Source organism: Ensifer meliloti (assembly GCF_030064585.1).
GTDB classification, from domain to species: Bacteria; Pseudomonadota; Alphaproteobacteria; order Rhizobiales; family Rhizobiaceae; genus Sinorhizobium; species Sinorhizobium meliloti.
The window spans coordinates 1,171,120-1,186,724 of sequence record NZ_CP120364.1; the positions used below are offsets into that span (position 1 = coordinate 1,171,120).

At 62.1% G+C, this 15,605-nt stretch carries 14 protein-coding genes and 1 pseudogene; 11 read left to right on the forward strand and 4 right to left on the reverse strand.

Translation table 11 applies throughout. From position 1 onward, the window contains the following. Positions 1-7: 7 nt before the first annotated feature. Both PZL22_RS05400 and PZL22_RS05405 read right to left on the reverse strand, forming a co-directional pair. Positions 8-1,273: a TRAP transporter large permease gene (locus PZL22_RS05400; RefSeq protein WP_003525728.1), complete on the reverse strand. Its 1,266-nt coding sequence runs from the start codon at positions 1,271-1,273 to the stop codon at positions 8-10. Next, a complete protein-coding gene (locus PZL22_RS05405; protein ID WP_003525729.1) occupies positions 1,273-1,878 on the reverse strand; it encodes a TRAP transporter small permease in 606 nt (201 codons plus the stop codon). The genes PZL22_RS05400 and PZL22_RS05405 overlap by 1 nt, the downstream gene beginning before the upstream one ends. Positions 1,879-1,966: 88 nt before the next feature. On the opposite strand from PZL22_RS05405, the gene PZL22_RS05410 reads away from it, so the two are divergent. After that, on the forward strand, positions 1,967-2,626 hold the full coding sequence (locus tag PZL22_RS05410) for a GntR family transcriptional regulator (protein WP_003525731.1): 660 nt from the start codon (positions 1,967-1,969) through the stop codon (positions 2,624-2,626). A 21-nt stretch (positions 2,627-2,647) separates the two neighbouring features. Here PZL22_RS05410 and PZL22_RS05415 read toward each other — a convergent pair whose 3' ends face one another. Next, a complete protein-coding gene (locus PZL22_RS05415) occupies positions 2,648-3,664 on the reverse strand; it encodes a substrate-binding domain-containing protein (protein ID WP_003525733.1) in 1,017 nt (338 codons plus the stop codon). Between the two features lie 478 nt (positions 3,665-4,142). Here PZL22_RS05415 and PZL22_RS05420 point away from each other — a divergent pair, with 478 nt between their 5' ends. The 6 genes from PZL22_RS05420 to PZL22_RS05445 all read left to right on the forward strand — a co-directional run bounded on the left by PZL22_RS05420 (position 4,143) and on the right by PZL22_RS05445 (position 10,437). Beyond that, positions 4,143-5,414, forward strand: coding sequence for an ABC transporter substrate-binding protein (locus PZL22_RS05420; RefSeq protein WP_003525735.1), 1,272 nt, complete (start codon positions 4,143-4,145; stop codon positions 5,412-5,414). Between the two features lie 86 nt (positions 5,415-5,500). Then, positions 5,501-6,487, forward strand: a complete 987-nt coding sequence (locus tag PZL22_RS05425) for a carbohydrate ABC transporter permease (protein ID WP_003525736.1) — start codon at positions 5,501-5,503, stop codon at positions 6,485-6,487. Continuing rightward, on the forward strand, positions 6,487-7,317 hold the full coding sequence (locus tag PZL22_RS05430) for a carbohydrate ABC transporter permease (RefSeq protein ID WP_003525737.1): 831 nt from the start codon (positions 6,487-6,489) through the stop codon (positions 7,315-7,317). The genes PZL22_RS05425 and PZL22_RS05430 overlap by 1 nt, the downstream gene beginning before the upstream one ends. 9 nt (positions 7,318-7,326) lie before the next feature. Next, complete coding sequence (locus tag PZL22_RS05435) at positions 7,327-8,355, forward strand: ABC transporter ATP-binding protein (RefSeq protein ID WP_003525738.1); 1,029 nt, start codon at positions 7,327-7,329, stop codon at positions 8,353-8,355. A 202-nt stretch (positions 8,356-8,557) separates the two neighbouring features. Continuing rightward, entirely contained in the window at positions 8,558-9,343 is a 786-nt protein-coding gene (locus tag PZL22_RS05440) for a ThuA domain-containing protein (RefSeq protein ID WP_003525739.1), read from the forward strand. Between the two features lie 11 nt (positions 9,344-9,354). Further along, positions 9,355-10,437, forward strand: a complete 1,083-nt coding sequence (locus tag PZL22_RS05445; protein WP_003525741.1) for a Gfo/Idh/MocA family protein — start codon at positions 9,355-9,357, stop codon at positions 10,435-10,437. Between the two features lie 205 nt (positions 10,438-10,642). On the opposite strand, the gene PZL22_RS05450 is transcribed toward PZL22_RS05445, so the two are convergent. Further along, on the reverse strand, positions 10,643-10,999 hold the full coding sequence (locus PZL22_RS05450; RefSeq protein ID WP_003525746.1) for an SPW repeat protein: 357 nt from the start codon (positions 10,997-10,999) through the stop codon (positions 10,643-10,645). A 1,428-nt stretch (positions 11,000-12,427) separates the two neighbouring features. On the opposite strand from PZL22_RS05450, the pseudogene PZL22_RS05455 reads away from it, so the two are divergent. The 4 genes and pseudogenes from PZL22_RS05455 to PZL22_RS05470 form a co-directional block, all read left to right on the forward strand. After that, a pseudogene (locus PZL22_RS05455) lies at positions 12,428-12,640 on the forward strand (DUF2950 family protein); the annotation flags it as partial. Positions 12,641-12,883: 243 nt separating this feature from the next. Continuing rightward, positions 12,884-13,843, forward strand: coding sequence for a formylglycine-generating enzyme family protein (locus PZL22_RS05460; protein WP_003525753.1), 960 nt, complete (start codon positions 12,884-12,886; stop codon positions 13,841-13,843). Between the two features lie 14 nt (positions 13,844-13,857). Then, a complete protein-coding gene (locus tag PZL22_RS05465) occupies positions 13,858-14,136 on the forward strand; it encodes a hypothetical protein (RefSeq protein WP_003525755.1) in 279 nt (92 codons plus the stop codon). A 152-nt stretch (positions 14,137-14,288) separates the two neighbouring features. Next, the gene (locus tag PZL22_RS05470) at positions 14,289-15,560 is read left to right on the forward strand and encodes an alpha/beta hydrolase (RefSeq protein ID WP_033048178.1); all 1,272 of its coding nucleotides are present in this window, start codon (positions 14,289-14,291) and stop codon (positions 15,558-15,560) included. The last annotated feature ends 45 nt before the right edge of the window (positions 15,561-15,605 follow it).

Genomic DNA, 15,605 nt, shown 5'->3' on the forward strand with positions numbered 1-15,605 from the left:
GTTATGGTTATCGGGCGAAGAAGGTCGAGAGCGAGGGAATGAGCGACAGGAGCACGAGCATGAGGCAGGAGACGAAGAAGAACGGCAGCGTCACCAGGAACATCTTGCCGGGCTTTGCGCCGGTCACCGCGGCCGCCACGAAGAAGCAGAGCCCGACCGGCGGCGAGAGGAAGCCGAGGACGAGGTTGACGACCACGACGACGCCGAAATGGATCGGGTCGATGCCGTAGACCTCGGTCGCGATCGGCAGGAGGATGGGCACCGTCATGATGAGCCCGGGGGCGCCGTCGATCACCGTGCCGATGATGAGCAGGATGACGTTGACGAGCAGCATGAAGGTGACCGGATCCGAGGCGACGGTCTGAACCCAGCCGGCAACCTGCTGCGGCACCATGCCGTAGACGAGTACCCAGGAGAAGACCGCGGCGGCCGCAACGAGGAAGAGGACCACGGCCGAATAGATGCCGGCCCTCAGCATCATTCGAGGAAGATCGGAGAATTTGAGCTCGCCGATCCAGAAGCGACCGACGAGCACCGCTGCAACGGCCCCGACTGCTGCGGCCTCCGTCGCGTTGGCGAGGCCGGAGAGGATCGAGCCGACGATGACGAAGGGGATGAGAAGCGTCGGCAGCGCATCCAGCACGATACGGACGCGCTCCTTGAGCTTCATGCGCTCGCCGCGCGGATAGTTGTAGACGAAACCCATCGCCGCGATGACGAGGCAGAAGGCTACGGTCAGCAGAATTCCGGGCACAATTCCTGCGGCCAGCATATCGCTTACCGGAACCTGCGCGAGCACGCTGTAGACGACGAACATGATCGACGGGGGGATGATGGGACCGAGCATGCCCGAATAGGCGGTGAGCCCGGCGGCGAAGGTCTTGTCATAGCCCTTCTTCTCCATCTCCGGCACCATCATCTGCGCCATGACGGCAACCTGCGCCGTGGCCGAGCCGAGTATCGAGGCGACGAACATGTTGGCGAGCAGGTTGACATAGGCAAGCCCGCCGCGCATCGCGCCGACGAAAGCCATCGTCATGTCGATGATGCGCCGGGTGATGCCGCCGCCGTTCATGATCTCGCCGATCAGCACGAAGAGCGGAATGGAGATCAGCCCATAATTGTCGACGCCGCCGAAGAGCTGCGTCGGAAAGCTCTGGAACAGCAGGGGATTTCCGGAAGCGAAAATATAGACGATGCTGCCGAGGCAGAGGCAGACGCCGATCGGAACGCCGACGAGCATGAAGGCAAGGAAGGCGGCAGTGGTGACCATCAGTTCACTCCCTCGGCGCTCGAAAGTTCGCGCCGCTCACGCTGAGGCGACAGACCCAGGTCTTCGACGAGATTGGCGGCGCAATGGACGGTCATCGTCACGGCGAAGAGGGGGATGACGAGGCTGATCGCCCAGATCGGCCAATTCAGCGTCTGACTGCGCTCGGTATAGAGGAAGTTGAAGCTCTCGGCCGCGAAAGCCTTCGCGTCGAAGCCGGCGCGGATGATGCCGACGGGGTCCATCCACATCCAGCAGAATGCCGCAAGCGCCAGGGCGAAGAGGAGGACGAGCAGTGTCGATGCCGCGCGCATCCAGCGCGCCGCCGCGGGCGGCAGGTAATCCGTGAGCAGCGTCACGGCGAAATCAAGTCTGAGACGCGTCAGCGCCGAGCCTCCGAAGAAGGCGAGCCAGACCATGGCGTATACGGCCGCTTCATCGACCCAATAGAGCGGATGTCCGCTGTAGCGGGTGACGACGTTCAGGAGGATGAGCGCGAGAAGCACGCACATCAATCCGGCAACCGCGCGCTTTTCGAGGGCGAGCATGGCTTCGGAGAGAGAGACGATGGCGCGCGCATAAAGCGGCGGCGCGATTGACTGGTTCATGACTGTTCCCTTGGCTTACGTATAAAGTAGATTTTATACATTCTTGGAGTCAATATCATTTTTGGCGGTATTCCTGTAGCGAGCGTCCATGGTGTCACAACTCAAACATCGCACCCTCTCCGGGGCATTAATCGAGGAAATCCGGCAGGCGATTCTCTCCGGGCGCTATCCGGCCGGCAGTCAGCTGCGGCAGGATGCGTTGGCCGAAACCTACGGCGTCAGCCGCATTCCGGTGCGCGAGGTCCTCTTTCAGCTCGAAGCCGAAGGGCTGGTCAGGATCGTGCCGCAGAAGGGGGCGATCGTCTCCGAACTGTCGCTCGCCGAGATCAACGACGTTTTCGAGCTGCGGGCGCTTCTGGAACCGCGGCTCTTCCGCAAATCTGCGCCGCTTCTCGATAACAACGATTTCGCGCGGGTGGAGGAGGTTCAAAACCGATTCCTCAAGGCGACGGCCGCAGGGGAAATCGATTCCTACGGCCAGCTCAATGCCGAACTGCACCTGGCCCTCTACCGGCGCGCCGAGATGCCCCGGACGCAGCAGATCGTCGCGTCGCTGCTGCAGACGAGCGACCGCTACACGCGCGTCCAGCTCTCAAGCGTCGCAGCGATGACCCGAGCGATGGAAGAGCACGCCGAGCTGATCCGCCTCTGCCGCGCGGGCGTTTTCGAGGAGGCGGCCGGTTTCCTGGTCTTCCACCTCACGGCCGTACATGAGGACCTGCTGTTCCGGTTGAAGGGACGCGAGTAGAGCCCCGACGGAGAAGGATGGTCATGCTTCAGGCGCCGGACCGGTCGACTCGCGCAGGATGAGCTCGACCGGCCAGAGCTCGTGAATTTCCGTGGCCGGCCGTCCGGTAAGCAGTTGCAGGGTGAGGTCGGCCGAGCGCGCGCCGGCGGCGCGCAGGGGCGACCGGCTCGTCGAAAGGGACGGGACCATGTTGTCGGCCGTGAGATAGGGAAAGACATCGTCATGTGCGATGACGGAGATGTCCTTTCCGACCACAAGGCCGACCGAACGCACGGCGCGATAGACGCCGAGCGCCGTCATCATCGAGCCGGCGACGAAGGCCGTCGGGCGGGGGGACTGCTCGAGGAAGGAACGGGCCGAGCGAAAACCGATCTCGTCGGTGAACTGGCCATGCGTGACGAGGCGCGGATCGAAGGGCAGCCCACGCTGTTCCAGCGCCTCGCGATAGCCCTTGTCGCGGTGGAGCGTGAAAGTGAGACCATCGCGGCCGTTGATGAGTGCGATCCGCCTATGGCCGAGGTCTAGAAGGTGCGAGGTGGCGCGGCGGATCGCGCCTTCGTTGTCGATGTCGAGCCAGGCGTGCGGCACGTTGGTCTCGGAGCGGCCATGGACCAGAAAGGGAATGCCGAGCTTGTGGAGCAGCAGGATGCGCTCGTCGTTCGGCTTCGGTGAATGGATGATCACGGCGTCGACCCGTCCGCTCGTCGCCAGCCGGCTATAGAGCTGGAGCTCGGCTTTCATATCATGGTCGGCAACCGGGCTCACGAGAATGTCGATATCCTCGCTGTCCAGCCGTTCGGCCATGCCGCTCATGAATTCGGAGAACTGGAATTCGTTGCGACCCATAACGACGCCGATCGCGCCTGCGCGGCCCGTGACGAGCCGCACGGCGTTGATGTTCGGCCGGTAACCGAGGCGCACGGCCTCCTCGGCAACGCGCTTGCGGGTCTTCTCGCTGACCTCCGGATAGCCGCTCAGTGCACGGCTTACCGTCGTTGGAGAGAGCCCCAACTGTTTGGCGAATTCCTTGAGCTTCACTGTTCTTCCCCGCGCCCCTTCTGCGTATTGTCCGGGGATCGCTTCCGAAGCAAGTCACGCAGCAAATCGAGAAGCTGCATTCGCTCAATTTTGCGCGTCGAAGCGATGCGCAGCGCTGCAGACATTCGCGCCGGACTATACGCGGTTCGCCGGCAGTCACAATCCACGCGTTTGCGTCGCGGGCACTGCCAGGGCCTGATCGACAGAGCTATCCGGGTACAAGCCAAATCGTTTTAAATTCCTGTGGATGAAGTATTCTCGCAATCAGGTTCGCCACCGGGTCAGGTTGTGGGGCCGACGCGCCGAGTTTCGACTAACATTCGGAATATACGACATAAAACCCGCGATGGCTACGGCGCATACTTCCGGCGCAACCACGGCTTGACAGCAGATTGGCCTTCTGACAGCTTCTGCCCACCCAAACCGTTTTCGAATTGCTGAGGAGCCTGCGGAACCGGGGGGAGTTTTGGAGGGACCAATGAACGTGAAGCCTTTTGTCAGGACGCTGATTTCCTGCGCTGCGATCGTCGGCGCAATCGACCTTGCTGCCGCCGCCGAATTGTCCATGGCGGCCAATTCGACCGGCAAGAATCTGAGCTTTCTGCGGGACCAGATCGCCAAATTCGAGAAGGAGACGGGTCACAAGGTCAACCTGGTGACCATGCCGGCTTCGAGCAGCGAGCAGTTCAGCCAGTATCGACTCTGGCTTGCCGCCGGCAACAAGGATGTCGACGTCTACCAGACGGACGTCATCTGGGCTCCGCAGCTCGCCGAGCAGTTCGTCGACCTGACCGAGGCGACGAAGGATGTGGTCGGCGAGCACTTCCCCTCGATCATCCAGTCCCAGACGGTCAATGGCAAGCTGGTCGCTTTGCCCTTCTATACCGACGCGCCGGCGCTTTATTACCGCAAAGACCTGCTCGACAAATACGGCAAGACGCCACCCAAGACCTGGGATGAGCTGGCTGCGACGGCGAAGGAAGTTCAGGACAAGGAGCGTGCTGCCGGCAGTGCCGATATCTGGGGCTTCGTCTTTCAGGGCAATGCCTATGAGGGGCTCACCTGCAACGCGCTCGAGTGGATCAAGTCGTCCGGCGGCGGTCAGATCATCGAGCCCGACGGCACGATCTCCGTCAACAACGAAAAGGCGGCGGCGGCCGTCGAGAAAGTCAAGGAATGGATCGGCGCGATCGCGCCCAAGGGCGTGCTTGCCTATCAGGAGGAGGAATCACGCGGCGTCTGGCAGACCGGCAACGCCGTCTTCATGCGTAACTGGCCCTATGCCTACGCTCTTGGCAACGGCGACGACAGCGCCGTAAAGGGCAAGTTCGAAGTGGCCCCGCTCCCGGCCGCCACCGACGGCGATCAGCCGTCCTCGACCCTCGGCGGATGGAACCTCGCGGTCTCGAAATACTCCGACGAGCAGGAGGCGGCAATCGCCTTCGTCAAGTTCCTGGGCTCGGCCGAAACCCAGAAGGTGCGCGCCATCGAGCTTTCGAACCTGCCGACGATCGCGGCGCTTTACGACGATGCGGAAGTCGCGGCCGCCCAGCCGTTCATGCCGCATTGGAAGCCTATCTTCCAGAGCGCCGTGCCGCGCCCCTCGGCCGTGGCAAAGGTGAAGTACAACGAAGTGTCCTCCAAGTTCTGGAGCGCCGTGCACAACACGCTTTCGGGTAACGGAACGGCGGCGGAGAACCTCGAGCTTCTCGAAGTCGAACTGACCGAACTCAAGGGCGACGCCTGGTAAAATCGCGAGACCCGGATGGCAGCTCTGCCGTCCGGGTCAAGATCAAACGGCACGGGCGGACCCGCGCCAACCGGTAGGCTCACGTCATGACTGATCTCTCCCTCGCGGATCGGCCGGCTGCGCTTGCGCATGGCGGCAGGATAGGCTCGGACCTGCAGGCGCAACGGGTCCGTTCGGCCTGGCTCTTTCTCGCGCCAACCTTCCTCGTCCTGGGGCTCGTCGCCGGCTGGCCGCTCATCAGAACCATCTATTTCAGCTTCACCAACGCCTCGCTGACCAATCTGTCGGGCGCCGAATTCGTCGGCTTCGCCAATTATCTCTCATGGATCACCCTGAAGAGCGGGCGGACGATTTACAGGGGCCTGCTTGCGGACCCCGCCTGGTGGAATGCGGTCTGGAACACGCTCAAATTCACGGTTCTTTCGGTCAGTATCGAAACGGCGCTGGGCCTTATCGTCGCGTTGGTGCTCAACGCGCAGTTTCCCGGTCGCGGACTTGTCCGTGCCGCGATCCTGATCCCCTGGGCGATCCCGACCATCGTCTCCGCGAAAATGTGGGCCTGGATGCTCAACGACCAGTTCGGCATCCTCAACGACATGCTCATCGGCCTCGGCCTGATCGGCGAGAAGATCGCCTGGACCGCCAGTCCCGATACCGCCATGATCGCGGTATTGATCGTGGACGTCTGGAAGACGACGCCCTTCATGGCGCTCCTGATCCTAGCCGGGCTGCAAATGGTGCCGGGCGATATTTACGAAGCCGCCAAAATCGACGGCGTCCATCCGGTACGTGTCTTCTGGCGGATCACCCTGCCGCTGATCCGGCCGGCGCTCATGGTCGCGGTCATCTTCCGCATGCTCGACGCGCTGCGCATTTTCGACCTCATCTACGTTCTGACGCCCAACAACGCACAGACCAAGACCATGTCGGTCATGGCGCGCGAAAACCTTTTCGATTTCGACAAGTTCGCCTATGGCGCGGCGGCCTCGACCATGCTGTTCCTGATCATCGCGACGATCACGATCCTCTACATGTGGCTCGGTCGCCTCAATTTGAGCGGAGGAGAACGCTGATGGCCGTCGCGATCGCAAAGCGGGCCGCGTTCTACGCGCTGGTTGCCGTCATCATCCTCGTCGCCGTCTTTCCCTTTTATTACGCGATCCTCACGAGCCTGAAGTCCGGCACGGCGCTGTTTCGCGTCGAATACTGGCCGACCGATATTTCGCTCGCCAATTATGCCGACATCTTTTCGCACGGGACCTTCGTGCGCAATCTCGGCAATTCGCTCCTCGTGGCCACGCTCGTGGTCGCCATATCGCTGCTTCTTGCCGTAACCGCCGCCTATGCGCTTGCCCGGGTACGCTTCCGCGGCCGCGGGCTGCTTCTCCTGACGATCCTGTCGGTCTCGATGTTCCCGCAGATCGCGGTTCTTGCAGGTCTCTTCGAGCTCATCCGCTTCGTCGGGATCTTCAATACGCCGCTCGCGCTCATCTTTTCCTACATGATCTTCACGCTGCCGTTCACCGTATGGGTGCTGACCACCTTCATGCGGGATCTGCCGATCGAGATCGAAGAGGCGGCGATCGTCGACGGCGCTTCTCCCTGGGTGGTGATCACCCGCGTCTTCATGCCGCTGATGTGGCCGGCGCTGGTGACGACGGGGCTTCTCGCCTTCATCGCGGCGTGGAACGAGTTCCTCTTCGCGCTGACATTCACCTCGTCGAACACGCAGCGCACCGTGCCGGTTGCGATCGCTCTGCTTTCAGGCGGCAGCCAGTTCGAGATTCCCTGGGGCAACATCATGGCAGCATCCGTGATCGTCACCGTGCCTCTCGTGGTCCTCGTGCTCATCTTTCAGCGGCGGATCATTTCCGGCCTCACGGCCGGCGGCGTCAAAGGATAGGAGAACAAGATGGCAGAGCTTCAATTGCGCGATATCCGCAAGTCCTTCGGCGCCTTCGATGTGATCAAGGGCGTCAGCATGGAAATCAAGTCGGGCGAGTTCATGGTCTTCGTCGGCCCTTCCGGCTGCGGCAAGTCGACCCTCCTGAGACTGATCGCCGGGCTCGAGGAAATCACCTCCGGAACGCTTGCCTTCGACGGCCAGGTCGTCAATCAGCTGACGCCTTCGCGCCGCGGCATCGCCATGGTCTTTCAGTCCTATGCGCTCTATCCGCATATGACAGTCTACGAGAACATGGCCTTCGGCATGCAGCTTGCAGGCAAGGACAAGCAGCAGTGCCGCAAGCGGGTTGAGGCGGCCGCGGAAATGCTGCAGCTCACGCCCTATCTCGAACGCCTGCCGCGCCAGCTTTCGGGCGGGCAGCGCCAGCGCGTGGCAATCGGCCGTGCGATCGTTCGCGATCCCAAGGTCTTTCTGTTCGACGAGCCGCTTTCGAACCTCGACGCGGCGCTGCGTGTAGCCACCCGGCTCGAAATCGCCAAGCTTCACCGCAGCATGCACAAGACGACGATGATCTATGTGACTCACGATCAGGTCGAGGCGATGACGCTCGCCGACAGGATATGCGTCCTGAGGGACGGTCTCGTCGAGCAGATCGGCACGCCACTGGAGCTTTACGAGACGCCGAATTCAGTGTTCGTCGCCGGCTTCATCGGTTCGCCGAAGATGAATTTTCTTTCCGGCGCCTTCGCAGAGCCATACAAGGCGGACACGATAGGCATCCGCGCTGAACACCTGGAGATCGATGAACAGGGAGGTGAGTGGAGTGGAACCGTCATCCATTCGGAGATGCTCGGTTCCGACAGCTATATTTATCTCGACATCGGGACCGGCGAGCCGGTGATCGTCCGCGAGAGCGGCATCGCCAAGCATGAGCCCGGACAGACGATCAGGATCTCGCCGGCCGCCGGCCAGGTTCACCGCTTCGATGCGGGCGGCCGGGCGCTCGGACGGATGGAAATGCGGGGTGCGGCCTAGAACGCAGCCACGCGATTTCGCTCGGAAAGTCTCGAAACCAAGGCTGATCCGAGGGATTTCGGATCATTCCAAAGCCTCAAACGTTAGGGCAGGAAAGGGCGGGGACCCGCGCGGTTTTCCCGGCCCGGCCCCGCGCCAACACTTCAAATCACGGACAGTCGGCATCCGGCAGCGGGTGCCCCAAATCACGAGGAGAATGACCTTGTCTATAAATGCCATCGTGTGGGGTGAAAACATCCACGAGCAGACGAATGCGGTGGTTCGGGAGATTTACCCGGACGGCATGCACAACACGATCGCAGCCGCACTCGATTCCGAGCCGGGGATCGATGCGACGACGGCGACGCTGCAGGAGCCGGAACACGGGCTGAGCGAGACACGGCTCGCCGCCGCCGACGTGCTGCTGTGGTGGGGCCACAAGGATCATGGCGCCGTCGACGACGCGGTCGTAGAGCGCGTCGCCAAACGCGTTTGGGAAGGCATGGGGCTCATAGTGCTTCATTCCGGCCATTTCTCCAAGGTGTTCAAGCGGCTGATGGGCACGCCGTGCGCGCTCAAATGGCGCGAGGCGGGCGAGCGCGAACGCGTCTGGGTGGTCAATCCGCGCCACCCGATCGCCGAAGGGCTCGGTGAGAACTTCGTCATCGAGAACGAGGAGATGTATGGCGAGCAATTCTCGGTGCCGGAGCCGCTCGAGACGGTGTTCATCTCCTGGTTTGCCGGCGGCGAGGTCTTCCGCTCGGGCCTCACCTGGCGGCGCGGCGCGGGCAATATCTTTTACTTCCGCCCCGGGCATGAGACTTACCCGACCTATCACGACGCGACCGTGCACAAGGTGCTGCGGAACGCAGTGAAATGGGCGTATAACCCGCAGGGCACGTATAAGGCCATTCACGATGCGCCGAACGTCCCGGTGGAGAAGGCGCTGGAGCCGATCGTCGAGCGCGGCCCGAGACTGCATCGGGCCGGCGAGGCCGGATATCGATGAAAGGGACCCCCATGCGTTTGCTTATTCTCGGAACCGGCGGCATGGCCAACAGCCATGCGAAAGCCTTTGGTGAGATCGAAGGCGTCGAAATGGTCGGCGCCGTCGACGTGGACCCGTCCCGTGCCAAGGCATTTGCCGTCACGCACGGCATCGAAAACACCTTCACCTCTCTCGATGATGCGATTGCCTGGGGAGAATTCGACGCGGCCACCAACGTGACGCCCGACAAGGCGCATCACCCGACGACCCTGGCGCTCATCGCCGCCGGCAAGCATGTGCTGTGCGAAAAGCCGCTGGCCGAAAACTATGAGAAGGCCGCCGAGATGGCGGCCGCGGCCGAGCGGGCCGGCCTCGTCACGATGGTCAATCTGACCTATCGCAACGTCGCTCCGCTGCAGAAGGCGCGTGAACTCGTGGTCGCCGGTGAAATCGGCCGGGTGCGGCATCTGGAGGCTTCCTATCTCCAGAGCTGGCTGGTGTCGCGGGCCTGGGGCGATTGGGCAAGCGAGTCGAAATGGCTGTGGCGGTTGTCGACGAAACACGGATCGAATGGCGTGCTTGGCGATGTCGGCATCCACATTCTGGACTTCGCCGGCTACGGGGCCAACAGCTCGGTCGAGCGGGTATTCGCTCGCCTGAAGGCATTCGACAAGGCGCCGGACAACCGTATCGGCGAGTACGACCTCGACGCCAATGACAGCTTCGCCATGACGGCGGAGTTCGAAAACGGCGCGATGGCCGTGATTCATGCCAGCCGGTGGGCGACAGGCCATCTCAACGAGCTGAGGCTCAGGCTTCACGGCGACAGGGGAGCCCTGGAAGTAATCCATACGCCTGATGGCTCGAGCCTGCGCGGCTGCATGGGGCCCGATGTCGAAAAGGCCGTGTGGCGCACCGTCGAGGCCGGCACCGTGCCCACCAACTACCAGCGCTTCGTCGAGGCGGTGAAGGCCGGCCGCACCGTCGAGCCGGGTTTCCGCCATGCCGCGGACCTGCAGCGAGTGCTCGATCTCGCCATCGAGACAGAGCGCTCACGCCGCGAACTCGGCATGCCGGACATCGACGCGGTGGTGCAGGAACGCGCTGTGGGATAATACAGCCCGCTGCATTCCTGCGCGCCGCATTCAACCGTTGCGGCGCACTTTGAACCTATTCGAATCGTTCACGTTCATGACTCTAGGTCGACCCGACCTAGAGTCATCGTGAACTAGAGCATTTCATGGAAACACTGAAATGCTCCGACATTTGATCCGACGCACTTCCGGACGGAAAACCGTTACACAATTTCCCGGCAGTGCATCAGGCGTGCGAGTGGTGACGATAGTCCCAGACCGCCCAGGCCGCGATTGCGGCGACGAGCACGCCGAGAATGACGTGGGTCCACATCGCATTCACATTTCCCATGAAGCCGAGCAGCCAGGGAGAAACGATCAACCACAGGCCGATTATCATATTGGCCCATTCCTCCCATTCGGCGAAGGCCGAAAGGGTTGCGACCGCCAGGGCACCGAGCACGATGCCGGCGATCCAGGCGTTCCACGTCGGCGCGGCTTCAGCCGCAAAGCCGATGACCCAGGGAGAGAGGAACAGGCACGCTGCCAAGACCAGATTTGCCCAGTCCTGGCTTCTTCTTCCTGCCATCAGAGTGTTGGGCATGACAACCTCCACATGTGAAGTTTGACAAAGCGTCACCACTCGCGTGCAGCTTACGTTGCAACTCCGTTCGCTTCAGATCGAACGGTTCTGTAACGCTTTGAATTGCTGCTGTAATTTTACTCGCAAACCGCGGGTGTTTCAAGCAATCCGTCAGGATGCGAAGTTTTGCCAATGAGCGCCGGCTGCGCCCCGTCGGTCGCGATACTGCAAGGCTTCCCACCGACTCCAATCCTGTGACAAGCACGGGGGCAGGCGTGGACGGTGGCCTCCGATGACCGCGCTGTAAGCCGTGGCGTGGTTATCCGGCGGCTCGTTCGACGGCAAGCCGGGGCAGCAGGAATACCCCGCGGATTTGGCCCGTTCTCCCATCCGCACTCAGCCGGGTTTCGCCGGCGGCGAAGAACGAAACGGGAGGACGAATTCTGGACCCTGACGCCCGCGACACGGAGCTGAATTGCCCACCGTTCCGTGCCGTAGCGCACATGATATATGCGACGCGGGGGCATGAGGCAGATTCGTAAGCGCCGAGAATGGGTCCTAGACCGCAGGGCCGGTCGCCTGCAATTCCATGGGTGGTGTGCCGCGCCAGGGCACCAAGCTCGAAGCGGCCCGTTGCAAGATTGCCTTGCCACGCCTCCACTGGATACTCAGATTGCAAGGTCTCGAGCCCTCCCATCTCGTCCGGACCCGTGACCACGGTGCCAAGCGAATGGATATCCTTGCAGGCTCTCGAGCTCGGCGCGGCGCATAAAAAAACCCGCCGCAGGGCGGCGGGCAAGTTTGGGAGGAATTGTCTGTCCTGATCGATCGGGACCTCCGTAACGACATCAAAGGTTGTCCCGATTTCTTTAAAGGCAGGCAGGCGCTGCCGCCACCACACAACGCCCGTTCAGTCTCATATGAGCCGGCTATGCGCCGGCGCCAATCGCCTATTACCCCGATCCCTATCCGAACTACTATCATCCACCGGCACCCTACTTTGCCGCTGCGATCACCGGTGTTGCCATATGGGCGGCGGTCGACTGGGACGACTGGGGGCGTCGGGCGGGCACTGGGACGGCGACGTCGACATCGACAATTGCTTCAACGACATCGATATCGACCGGGACAAGTTCATAATGAACGACGTCGACTGGAAGAACGTCGATCGGTCCAAGATCAAGTTCGACAAGAACCAGTTCGCCAATATCGACCGCGCCAAGTTCAGGAACGCGTTCAAGGCCAACCGCAACAACAACATCGCCAACCGCGCGAAGGATGTGAGCCGTGACCGTCGGGACATGGCCGGCAGGCCCGCAAAGGTTTCCGTCGACGACATCCGCAAGAGCAAGGTCGATGCGAGCCGCGTTCGGGCCGACCGCGAGCGGGCCGGCAATGTCCAGCGGCGCGTTGACGCACCGCGCCGGGATGGCGGAGCGGCGGCGAAGGGGGAAATTCCACTATGTGATCAACGGCAACATGATCGCCGGGTCCGGCCTGGTTGCCGGGCCGGTGAGATACGGCGTCACCGGAGTGAAGACCTTGGTGATGAATCGCAACGGCATCGTCTACCAAGCGAATCTCGGCGAGGACACCGAGAAGACTGCCGCCGCCATCCGCACGTTCAATCCGAGCGATGACTGGGCGGTCGTCCAGGACTGAGAAAACGGATTCGGATTCGAATCGGTGGTTCGATAGCGTCGAAAAGCGGAGCCGTGGCAATCGGGAAGGCAAACGGTGCAGTACGGCGGCAACATCAGCCAATTTTATTCCGCCGACGGCCCGCTCACCGAGCAGGTGAATGCGGACAAGACTGCGAGCCTGGTACAAGATGCCCGGGAGTGAACTGGCATGGCGCTGCCCCTTCATGGTAGACGCGGGAACTGGTTGCAGGGGAGATTGCCGATGAAGCCTTCTTTGAACAGCGTGGTTGACCTTGAACTCGCGGCGGAGATGGTCTGGGTTCCCGGTGCGACCTTCATGATGGGGTCGAACGACCATTATCCGGAGGAATCGCCCGTGCACCCGGTAACCGTCGACGGGTTTTGGATCGACGAAACACCGGTAACGAACCGCCAATTTCTCGAATTCGTAAATGCGACGGGGCATGTGACCTTCGCGGAAAGAAAGCCGCGCGCGGAAGACTATCCGGGCGCCCCGCCGTCCAATCTAAGGGCGGGCTCCCTCGTCTTCACACCCCCGAAGCGCCCGCTGCAAGGAACGGACATATCGCAGTGGTGGATATTCACGTTGGGTGCCAACTGGCGGCACCCGCTCGGGCGCAAGAGCAGCATCGGAGCGGTCCTGGACCATCCGGTCGTCCATGTCGCTTACAGCGACGCAAGGGCCTATGCCGAATGGGTCGGCAAGGAGCTCCCGACGGAGGCCGAGTGGGAGCGCGCCGCGCGCGGTGGTCTCGACCAAGCTGAATTTGCCTGGGGCGACGAGCTTGCGCCGGGCGGAAATCACATGGCCAATACCTGGCAGGGAAGTTTTCCGGTCGAGAATTCGATGGACGACGGCTTCGCGCGGACGTCGCCGGTCAGGTCCTATCCGCCGAACGGCTACGGCCTCTACGACATGATTGGGAATGTGTGGGAGTGGACTACGGATTACTGGTCCGTGCGTCACCCGGAAGCGGCCGCCAAGCCTTGCTGCATTCCGAGCAATCCCCGCAATGCGGATGCCGATGCGAGCATCGATCCGGCGGCGAGAGTGAAGGTCCCGCGCCGGGTGCTCAAGGGCGGATCGCATCTCTGCGCGCCGGACTACTGCCGACGGTACCGTCCCGCGGCAAGGCACGCCCAGGAAATCGACACGAGTACCAGCCATGTCGGTTTCCGATGTGTCAGGCGCGTCCGTTAAGGTTTGGAGGGCACGTGTCTAGCGCCAAGCTCCGCCGCTGCCGTACCATGTTCCTGCAGGGGCTCTTTCCGGTCTTCGCGGAGCTTGGCGCGCAATACGAGTTCGAGCGGCCGAACGACGGGAAAGATACTGAGGGGCGATCTGTCGGAAGTAACGCCTTCCCCTGGGCGTTCTCGCTCCACTCCGGCTTCAGAATGCTGCTCAACGACAATCTCCAGATCGAAGCGACGGGCGGGTATCTGAGCCTCGGGCAGGAAGATCTCGATGTGTGGGAGGGCAAGCTCCACCTGTGATGGAGTTTTTAGGTTTGTACGGGAGGTTGCGGCCGTGTCGCCTGGGCGAATCGAGGCCGTTCCTCTATGCATCAATGCACGGATAGCCGCACACGCGGGGATCGGTGCCAAGAAGCGTAGCGCGAGCGGCGCTAAAATTGTGAGGCGTGGCATTGGCTAGTGACGTGAGGTCTTCTGGGGACCGGTTCCGTATCCCGAAAGCAGGAATATCGACTGCTTCCGCGCTTGTCGCGCTCGTTCTTCTGGCGGGCTGCGGAGGCCATGCGAAAGGCGTGATGACTCCGGTGGCTCTGGCGCAGCCGTCGAACACCTCGCAGGTCGACATGCTGGTGGCGACCACGCGCCAGCCCTCGGGCGACCCGGCGACCCTGTTTTCGGGAGAGCGCAGCCCGACGCTTTCGATGACCGATGTGGCGGTTTCGATTCCGCCGGACTCGCGCCGCGCGCCGGGCACGGTGCAATGGCCGCGCAAGCTGCCGCCCAATCCGGAAACCGACTTCGCCGTCACGCGCGTGCGCGAAATGGCGTCCGAAGACGAGGCGCGCACCTGGTTCCGCGCCCATAACAAGGGCGGCCATGTGCTTCTTTTCGTGCATGGCTTCAACAACCGCTACGAGGACGGCGTCTTCCGGCTGGCCCAGATCGTCCATGATTCCGGTGCGCAGGCGACACCTATGCTGTTCACCTGGCCCTCGCGTGCGCGGGTGTTCGACTATAATTACGACAAAGAGAGCACCAACTATTCGCGCACCGCGCTCGAGGATACGCTGCGCACGCTGGCAAATGCCCCGAACGTCAAGGACGTCACCATCCTTGCCCATTCTATGGGAACCTGGCTCACGATGGAGGCGCTGCGGCAGATGGGAATCCGCGACGGGAAGATCGCGCCGAAGATCGAGAATGTGATCCTCGCTTCGCCCGACATCGACCTCGACGTCTTCGCCAAGCAGTGGACCGACATGGGCGATGCACGGCCGAAATTTACGATCTTCGTCTCGCAGGACGACCGGGCGCTGGCGCTTTCGCGACTGATCTCGGGAGATGTCTCGCGGCTCGGCGCGATCGACCCAAGTGCCGAACCCTATCGCACGCAGCTGGAGACAGCCGGCATTACTGCGATCGACCTCACCAAGGTCGAGACGGATGACGGCTTGCACCACGGCAAGTTCGCCGAGAGCCCCGAGATCGTGCAGCTGATCGGGCAGCGGATCATCAAGGGGCAGACGCTGACCGACTCCGAGATCACTTTGGGCGAGGGGATCACCGCCGTCGTCGCCGGCACGGCCAAGAATGTCGGCACCGTCGCGGCTGCCACGATCACCGCGCCGGTCACCATAATAGAAGGCCGCGGCACGCCGCCCAAGAAAGTCCGGCTGGATGAAACCCTCGCCAGTGACGAACGCTCTCAAAGAGCAGCGCCATAGGAGCCGCAATCAAGCCTGGCTGTGCCGGCAAATATTATTGGAGGA

Excerpts from the sequence above, each read along its gene's own strand:
- PZL22_RS05445 (WP_003525741.1), top strand. The coding sequence starts at position 9,355 with ATGCGTTTGCTTATTCTCGGAACCGGCGGCATGGCCAACAGCCATGCG.
- PZL22_RS05450 (WP_003525746.1), bottom strand. The coding sequence starts at position 10,999 with ATGCCCAACACTCTGATGGCAGGAAGAAGAAGCCAGGACTGGGCAAAT.
- PZL22_RS05410 (WP_003525731.1), top strand. The coding sequence starts at position 1,967 with ATGGTGTCACAACTCAAACATCGCACCCTCTCCGGGGCATTAATCGAG.
- PZL22_RS05420 (WP_003525735.1), top strand. The coding sequence starts at position 4,143 with ATGAACGTGAAGCCTTTTGTCAGGACGCTGATTTCCTGCGCTGCGATC.
- PZL22_RS05435 (WP_003525738.1), top strand. The coding sequence starts at position 7,327 with ATGGCAGAGCTTCAATTGCGCGATATCCGCAAGTCCTTCGGCGCCTTC.
- PZL22_RS05430 (WP_003525737.1), top strand. The coding sequence starts at position 6,487 with ATGGCCGTCGCGATCGCAAAGCGGGCCGCGTTCTACGCGCTGGTTGCC.
- PZL22_RS05425 (WP_003525736.1), top strand. The coding sequence starts at position 5,501 with ATGACTGATCTCTCCCTCGCGGATCGGCCGGCTGCGCTTGCGCATGGC.
- PZL22_RS05405 (WP_003525729.1), bottom strand. The coding sequence starts at position 1,878 with ATGAACCAGTCAATCGCGCCGCCGCTTTATGCGCGCGCCATCGTCTCT.
- PZL22_RS05400 (WP_003525728.1), bottom strand. The coding sequence starts at position 1,273 with ATGGTCACCACTGCCGCCTTCCTTGCCTTCATGCTCGTCGGCGTTCCG.
- PZL22_RS05460 (WP_003525753.1), top strand. The coding sequence starts at position 12,884 with ATGAAGCCTTCTTTGAACAGCGTGGTTGACCTTGAACTCGCGGCGGAG.